This window comes from Owenweeksia hongkongensis DSM 17368 (genome assembly GCF_000236705.1).
GTDB classification, from domain to species: Bacteria; Bacteroidota; Bacteroidia; order Flavobacteriales; family Schleiferiaceae; genus Owenweeksia; species Owenweeksia hongkongensis.
This window is the reverse complement of record NC_016599.1, coordinates 1,125,598-1,141,363: the sequence shown is the minus strand read 5'-3', so window position 1 is coordinate 1,141,363 and position 15,766 is coordinate 1,125,598. Positions and strand designations below refer to the sequence as shown.

General features: G+C 39.1%; 12 protein-coding genes. 6 read left to right on the top strand and 6 right to left on the bottom strand.

The window, feature by feature from the left end:
* Positions 1 to 56 precede the first annotated feature (56 nt).
* A complete protein-coding gene (locus tag OWEHO_RS05100; RefSeq protein ID WP_014201402.1) occupies positions 57 to 530 on the bottom strand; it encodes a hypothetical protein in 474 nt (157 codons plus the stop codon).
* Between the two features lie 657 nt (positions 531 to 1,187).
* Between OWEHO_RS05100 and OWEHO_RS17810 the strand changes: the two genes are divergently transcribed.
* Positions 1,188 to 2,888 carry a T9SS type B sorting domain-containing protein gene (locus OWEHO_RS17810; protein ID WP_169312762.1) on the top strand — a complete coding sequence of 567 codons (1,701 nt, stop codon included), beginning with the start codon at positions 1,188 to 1,190 and terminating at the stop codon, positions 2,886 to 2,888.
* 280 nt (positions 2,889 to 3,168) lie between these two features.
* On the opposite strand, the gene OWEHO_RS05090 is transcribed toward OWEHO_RS17810, so the two are convergent.
* The 5 genes from OWEHO_RS05090 to ung form a co-directional block, all read right to left on the bottom strand.
* Positions 3,169 to 5,529: a M1 family aminopeptidase gene (locus tag OWEHO_RS05090; protein WP_083827973.1), complete on the bottom strand. Its 2,361-nt coding sequence runs from the start codon at positions 5,527 to 5,529 to the stop codon at positions 3,169 to 3,171.
* Positions 5,530 to 5,547: 18 nt separating this feature from the next.
* Positions 5,548 to 6,303: a 23S rRNA (guanosine(2251)-2'-O)-methyltransferase RlmB gene (gene rlmB, locus OWEHO_RS05085; RefSeq protein WP_014201399.1), complete on the bottom strand. Its 756-nt coding sequence runs from the start codon at positions 6,301 to 6,303 to the stop codon at positions 5,548 to 5,550.
* Positions 6,254 to 7,603 carry a GWxTD domain-containing protein gene (locus OWEHO_RS05080; protein WP_014201398.1) on the bottom strand — a complete coding sequence of 450 codons (1,350 nt, stop codon included), beginning with the start codon at positions 7,601 to 7,603 and terminating at the stop codon, positions 6,254 to 6,256. Before OWEHO_RS05080 ends, rlmB begins: the two co-directional genes overlap by 50 nt.
* A gap of 161 nt (positions 7,604 to 7,764) precedes the next feature.
* Entirely contained in the window at positions 7,765 to 9,486 is a 1,722-nt protein-coding gene (locus OWEHO_RS05075) for a BamA/TamA family outer membrane protein (RefSeq protein WP_014201397.1), read from the bottom strand.
* Positions 9,434 to 10,114: a uracil-DNA glycosylase gene (gene ung / locus OWEHO_RS05070; protein ID WP_014201396.1), complete on the bottom strand. Its 681-nt coding sequence runs from the start codon at positions 10,112 to 10,114 to the stop codon at positions 9,434 to 9,436. The genes OWEHO_RS05075 and ung overlap by 53 nt, the downstream gene beginning before the upstream one ends.
* 113 nt (positions 10,115 to 10,227) lie before the next feature.
* Here ung and OWEHO_RS18705 point away from each other — a divergent pair, with 113 nt between their 5' ends.
* The 5 genes from OWEHO_RS18705 to OWEHO_RS05050 all read left to right on the top strand — a co-directional run bounded on the left by OWEHO_RS18705 (position 10,228) and on the right by OWEHO_RS05050 (position 15,703).
* On the top strand, positions 10,228 to 10,353 hold the full coding sequence (locus OWEHO_RS18705; RefSeq protein ID WP_014201395.1) for a hypothetical protein: 126 nt from the start codon (positions 10,228 to 10,230) through the stop codon (positions 10,351 to 10,353).
* Positions 10,353 to 10,694: a bacillithiol system redox-active protein YtxJ gene (gene ytxJ, locus OWEHO_RS05065; RefSeq protein ID WP_014201394.1), complete on the top strand. Its 342-nt coding sequence runs from the start codon at positions 10,353 to 10,355 to the stop codon at positions 10,692 to 10,694. Before OWEHO_RS18705 ends, ytxJ begins: the two co-directional genes overlap by 1 nt.
* Positions 10,695 to 11,453, top strand: a complete 759-nt coding sequence (locus OWEHO_RS05060; protein ID WP_014201393.1) for a hypothetical protein — start codon at positions 10,695 to 10,697, stop codon at positions 11,451 to 11,453. It abuts the gene before it with no gap.
* Between the two features lie 3 nt (positions 11,454 to 11,456).
* Positions 11,457 to 12,335 carry a lipoyl synthase gene (lipA, locus tag OWEHO_RS05055; protein WP_014201392.1) on the top strand — a complete coding sequence of 293 codons (879 nt, stop codon included), beginning with the start codon at positions 11,457 to 11,459 and terminating at the stop codon, positions 12,333 to 12,335.
* A 71-nt stretch (positions 12,336 to 12,406) separates the two neighbouring features.
* On the top strand, positions 12,407 to 15,703 hold the full coding sequence (locus OWEHO_RS05050) for a T9SS type A sorting domain-containing protein (protein WP_014201391.1): 3,297 nt from the start codon (positions 12,407 to 12,409) through the stop codon (positions 15,701 to 15,703).
* Positions 15,704 to 15,766: the final 63 nt, after the last annotated feature.

Below are 15,766 nucleotides of genomic sequence, written 5' to 3'. Positions count from 1 at the left end.
TGGTTGATTGAAAGGTAAAGAAACCAAATAGTTTTAATGTACCGATTTACTAATCATTAGTTTTTCTCAAAAGTCAGGTAGTCGGTATCGCCACTTCCACCGCTTACATCAAACAATTCAAGTTTTGTAGTACTGTAGGCTTTAATGTCCCAATCATCATCCAGATCTTCAAAATCATTGGCCAAATTAAAAATGATGTTAAAGTCTAAATCATAGGGACTGTCATCATTATTACTGCTAAAAGTAATGCTCCAGTTGCCCGAGTAGGATTGAGTACCATTGGTGACGGTAAGTACACCATCTCGTCCAAAAGTAAAATTATAGCCATCATAGTCTGAAGTTTCATCATCACCCGAATCAATAAACCTTGAAACTTTCCAGGTTCCTTCCTGTATGTTGTTTTGAATGCTTTGTGCGGCATTTTCATCACCCGATGGATTGTCATCTTCCTTATCATCTGAACATGATAGCAAGCTAAATAGAGCAATACAAAAAGTGAAAAATACAGTTTTAAATAGTGGTTTTTGCATGGTTTTAAAGGTTTTAAAAGAAATTTTCAAGAAAGTATCTAAGTTACATTTTTAGGTAAAATGTGAGCTGGATTAAGCCAGAAAAGAAAAGGTTAAATAGGTAGGCTTTTAATGTGGGGCTTCAGCAGGAAAGCCAAAAGTGCCAAAGCAAGAGTGGTGATTGCTATTGAAATAACTACGAGAATAATTTTCTTAAAGAATTGTTGCTTGTACTGTTTGGCAATGGTATGCCGAATTTCCAGGCGATCTTTTTCCGTAAATGATACCTTGAAATTATCTCGTGTAATACCATATTTGGTACCAGCTTTTTCCTTGTAAGCTTCGCGTATTTTGACAAAAGCTTTATTGGGAGTTTGTCTTATTACCGAAGGCTTATTGCCTGCTCCAATATACCAGCTGTCTATAAAAAGTTTTGCTCTTCCTGGGAGTCTACGGATGGAATTTATACATACAATCTAATTAAGCTATGGGGTAGTAATTTATATATTTAAATTTGAAACATATAAAATAGTGGTGAAATACATTATCAAAATCTGTTTTTTTGCTTTTTTAAGTATAGGAATGTTCGCGCAAGGTGAATCGAATATTTGGTACTTTGGAAGGTATGCCGGCTTAGACTTTAGTTCAGGATTACCTGTGTCGATTAATAACAGTTCTATGAACACAGGTGAAGGCTGTGCTTCCATCTGCGATTTTAACGGTAATCTTTTATTTTATACAGATGGCGTTTCTGTGTGGAATAGACAGAATACAAAAATGCCAAACGGGGACAGTTTGAAGGGACATTCGTCAAGCACACAAAGTGCCGTGATTGTAAAGAAGCCAGGAGTCAATCCTGTATACTTGATTTTTACCGTTGATAGGATGGGAGGCAGTTGGGGCTTAACATATTCAGAGGTGGATATGTCCCTAGAAAATGGTTTTGGAAATGTAAATTCAAATAAAAACATCCCTGTAGTCTCTCCAGTTTGTGAAAAAATAGCAGCTATTAATCACTCCAACGGTAGGGGATACTGGATAGTAACTAGGTTATATCCTTCAAATAAATATCACAGTTATTTGTTAGATGAAAACGGAATTTCAAATATACCTGTGGTGAGCAGCGGTATCGCCACTGTAACAGGGGGCTTGCAAACTTTGGGATACCTCAAAGCGTCACGGACTGGAACAAAAATAGCTTCTGCGTTTACCAATTTAGATTTGGTGGAGCTATTTGATTTTGATAACAGTACAGGACATCTTTATAATGCACGAAAATTGAGTTTTCCTGCTGGGGTAAAGCCGTATGGGGTAGAGTTTTCTCCAAGTGAGAAGTATTTATATACCAGTGGTTTTACCACAAATATTTTAACTCAGTTTGACTTATCAGACTCTACTGAAGAAGCAATTAACAGATCCAGAGCTGTATTGGATAGTACAAGTATTAAGCAGGGTGGGGCTTTGCAAATAGGAAGCAATGATAAAATTTATATGGCCTTTGTTGGTAGCGATTCTTTAGGGGTAATAAATTCACCGGAGAATGCAGGGGGGGCTAGTAACTATTCTAAAAACGGTGTTTTTTTAACTCATGGAACATCCCTATATGGGCTCCCAACTTTTTTAAATTTTAATCAAAATAATTTTAGTTTGGACTTTGAGGTTCAAGACTCATGCGTGAGTGTCAAGTTAGATTTTATTCCGACCATTGGTTTTGCCGATTCTGTATATTGGAATTTTGGAGATCCTCCAAGTGGCTCTAATAATATTTCAAACTTGCTAAGTCCATCTCATATTTATAATGATACTGGCCATTATGAGGTTACTGTAAGGGCTTATTATGGAGATTGGAGTGATACCGTGAGTAAGGTTTTTTATGTGGGGTCTTTTCCCGAGGTTGATTTGGGTGGAGATACTATTGTAGGTAGTTGTGAAAATCCTACCGTAATCCTGAACGCTGAATGGCCAAATGGAAAATATTTCTGGAACACCCAATCAACTAATTCTGAAATAGAAGTAAAAGTATCGGGAGCTTATTGGGTAACAGTAAATTTGAATGGGTGCAGTATGTCCGATACAGTATATGTGAAAACTAAAAGCTGCAGTGGTAAAATAGAAATGCCCAATATATTTACGCCAAATAGTGATGGGGTAAATGATGTGTTTGCACCAATACTAATGGATGAAATTAAACAAGCAGAGCTTCAGATTTATGACAGATGGGGAGTTTTAATATTTGAATCTAATAATTTGGAGCAGGGCTGGGATGGCAAAAGTAATGGTCAAGAATGCGGAAATGGAGTTTACTTTTGGGTGATTTCTTACACGAATAGTGAAAACAATACCACTGAGCAAAAGGGAACTTTAACATTGTTGCGCTAAGGAATTGTTCCAAAAGGAATTTAATAACTACATGTTGTAAGGAAAATTATGTAAGAAAATCTTAGCCGGAATTAACTTTTCATCGAGCTGAGAAAACTGTCAATCATAATCTTAGTTAGGATTATAACTAACTAATCCGTTCCAAATCTTCTGCCCTCCATTTTATCAATTTTGTTAAAAGAAAAAGTATCAAAGCCGAAATGAGGAGGGCAATTATCACAATCATCACTTTTCGTATTATCTCTTTTTGCTTTGCTGAGGGCATAAAGTTTAAACCTTATTAATCGATCAAACTAACCTTACTACCAATGCCATTCACACTAACAATTACAAAACTTGTGGATACGTTTTTTAGTGATATTTCTAACGGAGAGTGTGATGAAGAAGTAACTTCATTTGAATAAAGCAATTTACCCGCAGCGTCTGTCATAGTAATATCATAGGTTTTGGCCGCTTCATCAAACTTTATAAAAACCTTGTCTTTGGCAGGGTTTGGGTAAATATCAATTTTTCCGTGTTGCTTATCATTTTCCTCTAGGCCTACTTTTTCTCCGCTGTTGGCCAAAGTATAATCTCCCGCTTGTAAGTTGTTAAGGTCAATATATCCGGTAATTGAAATTTGTGTTTTTTGCTGATTTACGTAAAGCTCCCATGGCTCGGTGGCATCCTTGCGGTAAAGCACCACCAAGCTATCAGATCCATTTTTTAGAAGTTCTGTATCTAAACTTGTAGCTGCTGGACTAATGGTAATTCTTCCCGTAAGATCTGCGTTGTTAAGGTCAATTCCTTGAATAGTCCAATAATGCTGTGGCGAAAGGCGATAATCTTTACTAGCGGGGATTTTTCCGCCTGGAGCGGCCCAATTGTGCATCACAATGAGTTTGGCAGAATCTTGAATGCTGTTTGCGGTGATACGCATGTAGGATTGTGATGCGGCAAAATTTCCGGCACGGTTTATTACATGCTCGTCATAAGTGTTACCACTAAGCTGAAAACCATCATACCCCACAAGAGCAAATGCTGGGGAAAAAGGAAGGCTAGTAAAAGTAGTTGGCATTTTTCCACCCGTATGTACCATTTTTCGAGAAGTGGTATCGCCTGTAGCTGAGAAAAAAGTAATATGAATAGGAATAAGAACAAACCTTGATGGAGCCTGACGGGTACGCTGCGTTACTGTAAGGTCGGCACTATTTCCATAAACCCACATAGAATCTATTGAGAATTGCGGGAACCCGGGGTTAAAGACCCAGTTGTCAAAAAAGTGATTTAGGTTTTTCCCGGTAATTTGTGCCAGTTGATCACGAAATTGATTGCTGTTAAGATTCCCATATTTATTGTTTTGAAGCAAGGTGGTCAATCCGCTAAAGAAAAGGTTGTCACCTAAATAAGCACGAAGATTGTGTCCCACCATTGCACCTTTTTGATACACATGTGTGCCGTATACATATTCATGATCCAAACCTTGGATAGGTTTAAAACCATCATCGTTGATATGTGCAGTACTTAGCACGGTAAAGGCATTCGCTTGAACGATGTCTAAATATTCTTCTCTACCATAAACATCTTCTGCGTAGAGATGACTGCTAAATTCGGCCATGCCTTCGTTTATCCACATATCGGCATCGGTTTCGCAGGTTACCAAATTTCCCCACCAGTGATGCGCTAGCTCGTGCGCCATTATATCTTCACCGCCAAGGTTTCCGTTTACCAAATTCACTGGATAATGAATGCTCGTAGCGTGTTCCATGGCGCCAACGGTTGTCACTGCATAACCTACTTTTTGCCATTCATACGGGCCAAAAGCAGATTCATAACTGTGGAATGTTGGCTTTAGGTTTACAAAGGAATTAACAAGTTTTAAGGAGTCAGTTGGCTTAGCCATTAACTGGATGGGCAAAACGCCATTCATAGCATTTACAGTATCATTAATTTCAGCATAATTGCTTGCAGCAACGCTGGTCAGGTAAGTAGGGATTTGGTCCGTCATTTGCCAAAAGGTAGATATGGTATCTCCACTTAAGGGAGTTTCAGAAATGCGTATTCCATTGGCGTAAGGGCGCAGTGGCAATACAGTTTTGAAAGTAAAATCATAAGTTGATTTTTCTACAAAATTATCGAAGCATGGAAACCAGGCACGGCCATAGGTATGAGGATTGGCAGCAAAGCCAACTCCCAAATTGTAATAATATCCACTTTGTGAATGCCAGCCGCCCCAATTGCTACCATCACCTTGTGGTGAACCTTGGTAGTAAACTTTAATTAGTCCGGTGTCTGTCGAGCTTAGGTTTGCACCTAAATTTAGTTTTATTATAGTGTCGTTGTAAGTATAATTTGCCGTTTGTCCATCTACCAGAATGGAGTCAATAGGAAGCATCAATAAATCTAAACGAATAGAATTTACATTGCTCATCTTTGGTGTGAAGGTGATATCACAATACCCTTTGATGATACGTTGCTGCACTTCCGTTAAATCCAGATTTATGCTGTAGTGCAAAATATCTATGGTATCCGATTTGGCTTTATAATCTATGGATGGAGCGGCACTTTGTATACCGGTAGATTTTATTTCCTGGCAGCTAAATTGGGACCATGACAAAACTGTCCACATGGCTAGGCAAGCGGAGAATATAAATTTCTTCATAAAAGGGAAGTTAAAAAATTAAGACCTACGCTGACGAATCACTTCATAAAGTAAAGCTCCGGTAGCCACTGAAACATTCAGTGAACCAATTTTCCCAAACATGGGGAGCTTTACTGTGGCATCGCACAGTTTGAGATACTCAGGTGAAATACCATCTTCTTCTGATCCCATGATGATACAAGTAGGACCGCTCAGTTCTGCATCGTATAAAAGTGTTTCTGTTTTTTCTGTACAGCCTACCACTTTTAGTCCGCTTTCTTTCAAAAACTTGATCGTTTCTTTTAAGTTCATTTCCCGGCAAACGGGAATGTGGCTCAAAGCTCCAGCTGAGGTTTTAAGAGCATCATAGTTTACAGGGGCGCTATTTCGCGTTGGGATTATAATCCCATGAACGCCTGTGCATTCTGCCGTACGGCTAATGGCGCCAAAGTTTCTTACGTCAGTTACACGGTCTAAAAGAAGAATGAGAGGGTCCTCGCCATTTTCATAGCAGCGAGCAATTACCTCTTCTATATTTTGAAACTCAACAGCTGCAGTAAAGGCAATTACACCCTGATGATTTTTGCGGGTAATGCGGTTCAGTTTTTCGATAGGAACATACTGAAACGGAGCGTCATACTTTTTGATAACATGCCAAAGTTCCTGAAAGGTTGGGCTCTTCAGTCCTTTTTGAATCATGATTTTGTCCATTTCTTTCCCGGACTCAAGGGCTTCTAAAATGGGCCTAGTACCAATAAGGAGACCGTTGCCTGTATTGGCTTTGCTGTTGTTCATCCTGTTCTCTTTTAATGTCTTTGCTATTGTAAATATGTCCGTTTCGCCAAGCCTCTATTGCTTGTCCCCAGCCATATCGGTAGCTGTTCATTCGCTCCAGAGAATAGTCATTATCTGTAAATGGATTACTCACTCTCACAAAATTGAAATAGTAAGATAGGGAAGAGGCTTCATCACCGTAAACCCAGGCCTCACCAGCCGTTGAGCTATATACACGGTTTGGCGGCCCATATATTATGTAAATAATTCCGCGGTCAGATTTCCATCCTTCGAGGTAGGAACTGAAGAAGATGTTAGCGAGTTGCACTCGATTATAAAAAGCTTCTATTAGAATTTTAGAACGCTCTAGGCTTCCCGCTCTTTCTTGCCAAAATTTATCCACTACAGCTTTTGTTTCAGCGGCATTTCCAAAAGTTGCAGCTAATTCTTGATATTCACTTTTTGTAGTAAGGTAGCGCAGGGGCTCTCCTAAATGTTCTTTTTTAGCGATAAAGGGAAATTCGTCATAAAAGGAAAAAAGCGTAAATCCATCCCACTGATTAGTGTCTAATCGAAAATGGTAAAATCCATGTTGGCTAAAGCTTATTTCTTGGTCGGCCCTAACGGTAAATGTGCTGTCGGCTTCAAGCTCAAAAGCTGGAGTATTTACGCTGGAGTAGGGCGGCAAAGCAAGCGGGAAATCACGATTGTAGTAGCTGACTATATATTCGGCCACAGACTTTGGCGTGTAATCCAGAAGGAAAGGGACATTTACCGGGATATGGTTTTTGTAAATAACATTACCAGCGGTATCCGTCATCAAGAAGTTTTCTGCTGTATTGGGGTTGCTTTTGTCAATTCTTACAAAATTGTCAAACTCCACCTGACGGTTTAAATCTACCATTCTTAAGGTGAGGACGTATTTTTTATCAGGAGTTTGCTGTGTAGTATTAATGTCAAAATAACCAGTAAGTGCTTTTTGAGGTGGAGCGGGGGCTTCATCAACAATATTAACCAAACCGCTATCCAGAGATTGAGTTAACTCAAAGCTCGCAACAAGGTTAAAAGCAACGCTAAAATTAGCTTTGTAGGTTTTTGATTCGGTCTGACGCATGTAGAGTAAATCGGTGCTACTAATGCGATAATATACACGGCTTACTTCAGGCGATAAATGGTGAATTACAAACTCGGGCCTAGGGGCCAATTCTTTGCTATCGTATACGTAGGCTGTATTTGTAGCTTGAAATCCTTCTTTTGATCTACAGCCAACCATCAGCGCCAGCGCCAAAAGAAATAATAAAGTTGTTCTAAATAGTTGCATCAAAAAGAGTTTTACTGTTTCATCAAAAATGATTTCAGCTCAGAGTACAAAGTTAAAGGATGACTTGCATTTGCAACGGAAATCAAATGGTATTCTTTATTCAACAAGATAAAAATTAACAACGAAAAGCTAAGAGTCCTAGTATTAAGGACGTTGAAAGCCTAGAAACGGTTGACGTATCCAAAGTGAATTTTAGAAGTTCGTACGTCAAAAGGGTTTTGGTCATCCTTGCCAATAGCGTAAAATAAAGAGAAAATACCACCCCGTGTTTCAAAGTTTATGCCTGCGCCAAGTCCTGTAAACCAATTGCTGGTAAAGGCGTCCCCAGCTCTATTTTCTGCGTAAGCAAAATCACCAAACAGAGTGAGATAATCATATTTGCCTATCATGTATCTATATTCCAAGGTACCAATTCCATAAGATGATGCATATATGCTTTGTTCGTTGAAGCCGCGCAAAGTCTTGAGTCCACCAATACGATAGAGTTCGTTTACAAATAGGTTTTCACCAAAAAGCGCTTGCGTTTGTAGTCCTGTTTTAAGAATGTGTTTTGTGGAAAATAGAGGCCAATAATAGTTTCCGAAAACTTGCCAGCTATATTGTCTTTGCTGCGTTTCACTGGTTTTTCTTTTTCCGGTAAGGCCATAGGTTTTCACTTTAAAACCTTTGGTAGGAATAAGTGCTCGATTGGTTTTATTGAGTTCTAACCCAAGTTTGTAAAACACGGTGTTGAAAGAGCCAAAATCGCCAGTGCTTTGCCCTGAAGAAAGAGCCTGGAGCACATTTGAAGATTTATAATTAATACCCCCACTCACAAAACTACCACTTTCAAGGAGGTATTTTAGCAATCCTTGTACATCTGTATTTACAAAGCTGCTGTCCTGCCTGAAAATAGAAAGATTGGCTTCCAGCCAAAATGGCGTTTTAAGGAGGTATGGAATTTCCATGTCAAAGTTTAAAGTCTGAACACTTTCATCTGGTCTGCGCCAGCGCAGGTTAAATTCTTCTCCCTTTTTAAATACATGAAGAAGGCGCAGCTGAATATCGCCATTGAGGTTAACATCGCCATTTTCTTCAGTATTCAAACCAATCACACCATCAATCTGATTGCTTTTTACTTCCTCGAAGTAGAGGAATAAAATGTTTTCATCTTTAGTAAAAGCTACTGCTGGTGGGTTTACCATATTCAGGTATTCTACCTGCTGGGTGCGTTCAGGTAGCTTTCGCAAAAAGCTTTCGCTGTAAAGCATACCTTCTTTATAACCTAAATCATAACGGATTACGTTTTTTGAGAATTTGTCAAAACCTTTTATTACAAGGCTATCCAGTACAATTTGCGGCCCGGGGGTAACGGCAATATTCCCTTTTAAGGTGTCATTTTCTATGTAATAATCTTCAAAATTAAGAGAGGCAAAAGGGTACCCGTTGTTTTCCAAATAAGTGAGATAATACTCTACTAGTGTTTCTAGGTTTTTTTCATTTGCTGCAAAAGAGTTGAGCTTGGCATTGATGAGTTCGGGTATTGCGAAGCCTTTGGGCAGCTTAAGTACTGGTTGTGCTTGAATAGTCCTCGGGCCGGGGTTTATGGTGAGTAAAACCAAAGTGTCTTTACGGCTCAGTTTACTTTCCGAAAATAAATAACCAGCAGAGTAAAGCGATGCTTGCGCTGACCGTATTTTGCCAGTAAGTTCTAAAGTATCCCGGTATTTTCCTTCTAGATTTTGAAGAGTTTTTGCTATTTCAGGCTGAGGTTTTTCTGTAAATGAAATACGAAGTTGCTGCGCATGTGCACAGTAAACTCCAAAGAAGAATAGTATGTATAAAAGGATTTTAGTCAACTTTCCAGTCAATGGGTTTTTGTCCTTGCTTTTCCAATATTTCATTGGTTTTTGAGAAATGGCCACAACCAAAAAAACCTGTATGAGCCGAAAAAGGAGAGGGGTGAGGTGCCTCCAAAATATGATGTTTGCCGCTGTCAATTAAGGCTTTTTTGGAACGAGCAAAATTGCCCCAAAGAAGAAACACTACCCCCTTTTTTTCGTCAGATATTTTTTTGATCACTGCATCTGTAAACGTTTCCCATCCGCGTTTCTGATGCGAGCTCGGCTGTTTATGTCTTACAGTAAGAACTGCATTAAGAAGTAATACCCCTTGATCAGCCCATTTGCTGAGATCTCCAGTGTTGGGTAATGGTAGCTTTAAGTCTTGCTCTAATTCTTTGTAAATGTTTTTTAAGGAAGGTGGTAACTTAATACCTGGAGACACAGAAAAAGAAAGCCCATTGGCTTGTCCTGGACCATGGTACGGATCTTGCCCTAGTATAACCACTTTTACAGAAGTAAATGGAGTATGGTTGAAGGCAGAGAATATTTTTGAACCAGGTGGGTAAACGGTTTGTTCCGCCTTTTCTGAAATCAAAAAACTCTTCAGTTCAGTAAAGTAATCGGAGTTGAATTCATTGGAGAGCTGATCATACCAGCTGGCGTGTATTTCAGGTTGTTTACTAGGCATTAAAATAATTCCTTTTATTTAGGGTTTTAATATTAGGGCGTAAGGGTAAGTTTGAAACCCAGCAAAATAAGTAACTTTGTAAGCTTATAGTCAACATTAAGTAAATTATAATAATGAAAAAGGTAATTGCAGTATTAACGCTTGTAGCGGTAGGAGTATTGGCTCAATCATGTGGTGGATCTGAAAAGTGTCCTGCATATTCATATAATACTGCTGATGCAGCTGCCTCAAATGGGTAATGAATTATATTGATCTAAAGGAACAGTCACAACTCGAAGAACTCGTTGAAAAATCTAAAGAACTGCCGAATGGTGTTCTGATATTTAAACATAGTACTCGATGCGCCATCAGTAACATGGCACTTAGCCGCTTTAATAGAGGGTGGGATGTAGAGCAAGAAACATTACCTGTATATTTCTTAGATTTAATCCGCTATCGCGAGATATCTAATAAAGTAAGCGAGCAGTTTGGAGTACAACATGAATCTCCGCAGGTTTTATTAATAAGGGATGGCAAATGTGTATATACCACTTCACATAATGCTATTTCTGCTTTAGATATACAAGAGCAAATTAAGTAAATGGTAAAACGATTACTAATAGGAATTCTTTCTGTGGTTTCCTTCGGTGCCTATGCGCAGTTGGAAACTTCTGCTGATTTTAGGAGGCAGGTTTTTAAGAAAGAAACAACTTTTGGTATTTCAGGTCATAGCCGAGGCTATGCAATCAATGCTCGTTTTATGAACTTTACTGATGGGTATACCAAGCAGGGGTTGGAGATTGAATTAACCAAACTTCGACACCCAAAGGAAGTAAAGACTCCCAATAATCAATCCTATGGAACTTCTCGTGGTTTTGTATATAATCGTATAAATACTTTTTTCTCTCTGCGAGGTGGTTATATTCGCGAAAAAATTCTGTTTGACAAGACAGATAAGGGTACTGTTTCCATATCATTAGTGACTAGTGGGGGACTTTCGTTGGGTTTGTTAAAGCCTGTTTATGTGGTTGTTACCACGGAAACAGCACCAATTTCAAGAAATGAGATTGTTCGATACAACCCTGGCGACCCTTTGCAGTCTAATGTACAAGGAGAGGCTAATTTTTTTAAGGGAACCGGTGAGACGAAGTTTTATCCAGGTGTTTATGGAAAGGTGGGTTTTAACTTTGATTACAAGGTTTCTGAAAAGAAGGTAACCGCTCTGGAAGCAGGAGTGATTTATGACTATTACTTTAGGGAGGTGCCTATTTTTTATGAAAGGGATGGAGGTGAAGATATTAACTGGGCTGGTTTTTTCCAGTTTTATGTAGCCTTCAATTTTGGATTCAGGAAAAATTAAGAGATGATAGAGACGGCTGAAAAAGTCCATGTGAAGATAAAACAACCAAAGCCTAAATGGCTGAGGGTAAAATTACCTACCGGAAATAATTACAGAAATGTAAGAAAGCTGGTAGATACTTATGGTTTGCATACTATTTGCCAAAGCGGAAATTGCCCAAATATGGGTGAGTGCTGGGGTGAGGGTACTGCCACTTTTATGATTTTAGGAAATGTGTGTACGCGCAGTTGTGGTTTTTGTTCTGTGAAAACAGGAAGACCTGAAACTGTAGATTGGGACGAACCCGAAAGAGTTGCCCGTTCGGTGAAATTGATGAGCGTAAAACATTGTGTGATTACCTCTGTAGATCGAGATGACCTAAGAGACGGTGGTTCTATTATATGGAAGGAAACTGTTCAGGCTGTAAGGCGTATGAGTCCGGGAACAACAATGGAAACATTAATTCCTGATTTTAAAGGAGAGACAGTGAACATTGATCGTATAGTAGAGGTAGCTCCAGAAATAGTAAGCCACAACATGGAAACTGTTCGGAGATTGACCCGTAAAGTACGTATTCAGGCTCAGTATGATAGAAGTTTGGAAGTATTGCGCTATTTGAAAGAAGCAGGAGTACCAAGAACTAAAAGTGGTATAATGCTTGGACTAGGAGAGAAGCGTGAAGAAGTAATAGAATCGTTGGCGGATTTGCGTAAAGCAAATGTAGATATTGTGACACTTGGTCAATACCTGCAGCCAACACCAGGACATTTACCTGTTCAGGAATTTGTAACTCCTGAGCAGTTTGAAGAATATAAAGAAATAGGTTTGGAAATGGGTTTTAGGTATGTGGAAAGTGGGCCATTGGTTCGTTCTTCATATCATGCCGAAAGACATATGTTTTAAGCTAATGTAAAATTAAATGCAGATAGATATATTTGCACAAATTGATAACTCAAGGATTTAAATAATCAAATATGAAAAAAGGAATACTATATAGCTCCCTTGCTGGATTTGGGCTGGTATTGTTATCACTGGCAGTGTATACCAATCAAGGTGCCAAAGAGTATTATACACCGCGAGAAGTTACTGCCTCAAAGGATGGGTATAAAGGCGCGGCCGAATGGTTGCACCGAATGAGAGCCAATCCACAAACAGGTGAGATAGATCCAAAAGATGTTGAGAATGCAAGAATTCAGGCAAGGCAATTTGCTTCTAAGAAAAGCACAAGTGCACTCGGTCTTACTTGGGAAAATATGGGGCCAAATGATATTGGTGGAAGAATACGTGCATTTTTGATTGATAAAGATAACCCGGATATAATGTTTGCTGGAGGTGTGAGTGGTGGTTTATTTAAAACCATAAACGCTGGTGCATCATGGGCTCCTATAAACGATTTACAGGAAAACCTTGCTGTGGTTTCAATAGCGCAGGCAGCTAATGGTGATATTTACTATGGTACAGGTGAAGGAATGTATTATTTTGCCAACGGTGTGGGAACGGGTGGTATTGCTGGAGATGGTATGTTTAAGAGTACTGATGGTGGTAATACTTTTTCCGTTTTACCCTCAACTACTACGTGGGCTTCAATTGGTAAAATTGTATGTGATCCTAATAATCCAAACCTTGTATACGCTGCTACAAATTCAGGTGTGCAAGTTAGTGAGGATGGTGGTGTTACTTGGGCAAATCCCGCAAATACTTTTGGTGCTGCTACCCTTGATATGACTATAGATAGTCAAGGAAGGGTATGGGCAAAAATAGGAGATAGATTCTATAAGTCTGATGGAACAGTAGGGGGATTTACAGAGATATCTAAAAGTCAGGTAGGCATACAGCCAAACGAATTACCTCGTACCAGTGGACGTTCTCGTATTGCCGTTTCTCCACAGGATCCAAATTATGTATATGTTATAACAACTGCGAGTAACAATTTTGATAAAGCGTACCGTTCTACTGATGGTGGAGCCAATTGGACTGTAATTGGTGAGCAAAACTTTTATCTTAATCCACATGGCGCTCAAGGTAATGGTCAAGGTACTTATGATAATGCTGTAACTGTAGATGCAACTAATAAAGACCGAATCATGGTTGGAGGTGTTACTCTTTGGGAATGGACACTTTCAGGAGGATGGGAACTTGCCGCTTCTATAGGGGGTAGTGGAGGAGGATTTCCATACTACGTACATGCAGACATGCACCATGTAGTATGGCATCCTACTAAACCGAATTTTGTGTTTGCGTTGAATGACGGTGGTGTTTTTCGCTCAAAGAACAATGGTGAGACTTGGGATCCAATCTCTAAAGGTTTTGTAACTACTCAGTTTTACTCTATTGCTGTTGGAGCAAATGGTGAAATAATGGGCGGCACGCAGGATAACGGAACTATCTTTATTGATCCTGCCAATTATTATTCTGAATCAGGTGTTAGAACTCCTGGTGTCAACTTTAACGGATCTGTAAGAGATGGAGACGGTGGTTATGCTGACATGTCTAAACTGAATGAAGATGTAATGTTTAAGGAAATGCAGTATGGAGTAATGGGAAGATCTACTGATGGAGGAGATTCTTATGAATCAATTTACGATTTTGATAGAATGGATCCCAATGGCGTTGCCGGAAATGGAAGTAATGCTTTTGCGGATTTTATTATGCCATTTACTCTTTGGGAAAAATTGAATGACCCTACTAGTACTGATAGTGTTATTTTCTCTGCTGATAGCTTAGTTAACGATTTCGGATCAGGCGGTGGTGATAGCGTATTTGAAGGATCTTTTGTTGCACCTCGCTTTGAGAAAACAACTGTAAACGGTGAGGTAGTTAATACAACAGCTACTTTGGATTCACTTGGTTTTACATTAGATGCTGGTAGCAGACGTATAACAGTAGATGCAAATGGTGAATTAGTTGCATCTGGAGTTAACTCTTCTTTAAAAGGTGGGTCTTTTATAAATTACTTCATTGATGCTTCTAACAATAATTTGCCTACAGTAGAATTCAAAGTGTCCTTTGATAGTATTGTTAAAAATGATAATGTAGTTGCTAGATTGCCTATTTCTTACAATGCTGGTGACAAGATTATTGTGAAAAGCAGAACTAATGATATTGATTTAATCTATTCTTTGCCTTCAGCTGCAAATTCAGTTACCAATCCTGAAATTCTTTTTCAAGATGCGGTGCAATCGGCTTTCTTTGTTGGTCTTAGAACAAACACCCTAAATACACCTACGGGAAATCCTAATGATGCTGGTGGTATTTGGATGACAAGAGATGTGTTGACGAATTTAGTTTCTACTCCAGAGTGGTACCACATCGGAACTTTGGCTCAAAGCGAATTGCCTCAATGTATGGCTGTTTCGGGTGATGGTGACGTGTTATATGTAGGAACCAGTAGTGGTAGAGTTTATAGATTTTCAAATTTGAGTAACGCCCGCGATTCTGCAAGCGCTGATATTGATGATTTCTATAGAACTGACTCTACTCGTGCTAGTACTTCAGTGGTGCAAAAAACAATGATTAGAAATTTTGGAGGAGGGAGAGCAGTTACAAGCATTGCTACTCACCCGTTTGACAAGGATAAACTTGTTGTTACTTTGGGTAACTATGGAAGTACAGATCATGTATACTACAGTGGAAATGCTACAGCCGCAGCACCTGTTTTGATTCAAAAAGATCTTAGTGGTTTGCCTGACTTCCCTGTATATGCGTCTACTTTTAACTTTAATGATCCTACAGGAAAGCAAGTAGTTATTGGTACTGAAATGGGAGTTTATACTACAGATGATATTAGTGCTGCATCTGTTACATGGACAGCCGAAAATACTGGTTTGGCGAATGTTCCTGTGTTTGACTTAATTCAGCAGCAAACCATTAGATACGACCTTTACCCTACTTTTAAAGAAGGATTTTATGAGGGAGCTATTTATGCTGGTACTCACGGTAGAGGTATTTTTAGAACAGGAAGCACACAGGATTATATAGGCATAAAAGAAGTGAAGCCATCAGAAGTTGCTGAAGCTACTAAAATGCTGAATGTTTATCCTAACCCGGCTACCGATAAAATATTTATCGACCTTGCTTTGGAGTCTCGTGCCGATGTTACTGTAACTATAAGAAATATCAGCGGACAGTTGATGAAAAACGTTACTTACAATAAGCTTTCTAAAGATGTAGATAATATTGAGGTTGGAGTTTCTAACCTAGCAAAAGGAACTTATGTAATCACTCTTAGCAAAGGTAGCGAGGTGATAAGTGGTAAGTTTATCAAGCAATAGGGCTTACGAGTTATCAATATATTTAGAGTCCCCGTAGCATAGCTGCGGGGACTTTTTTTGTTT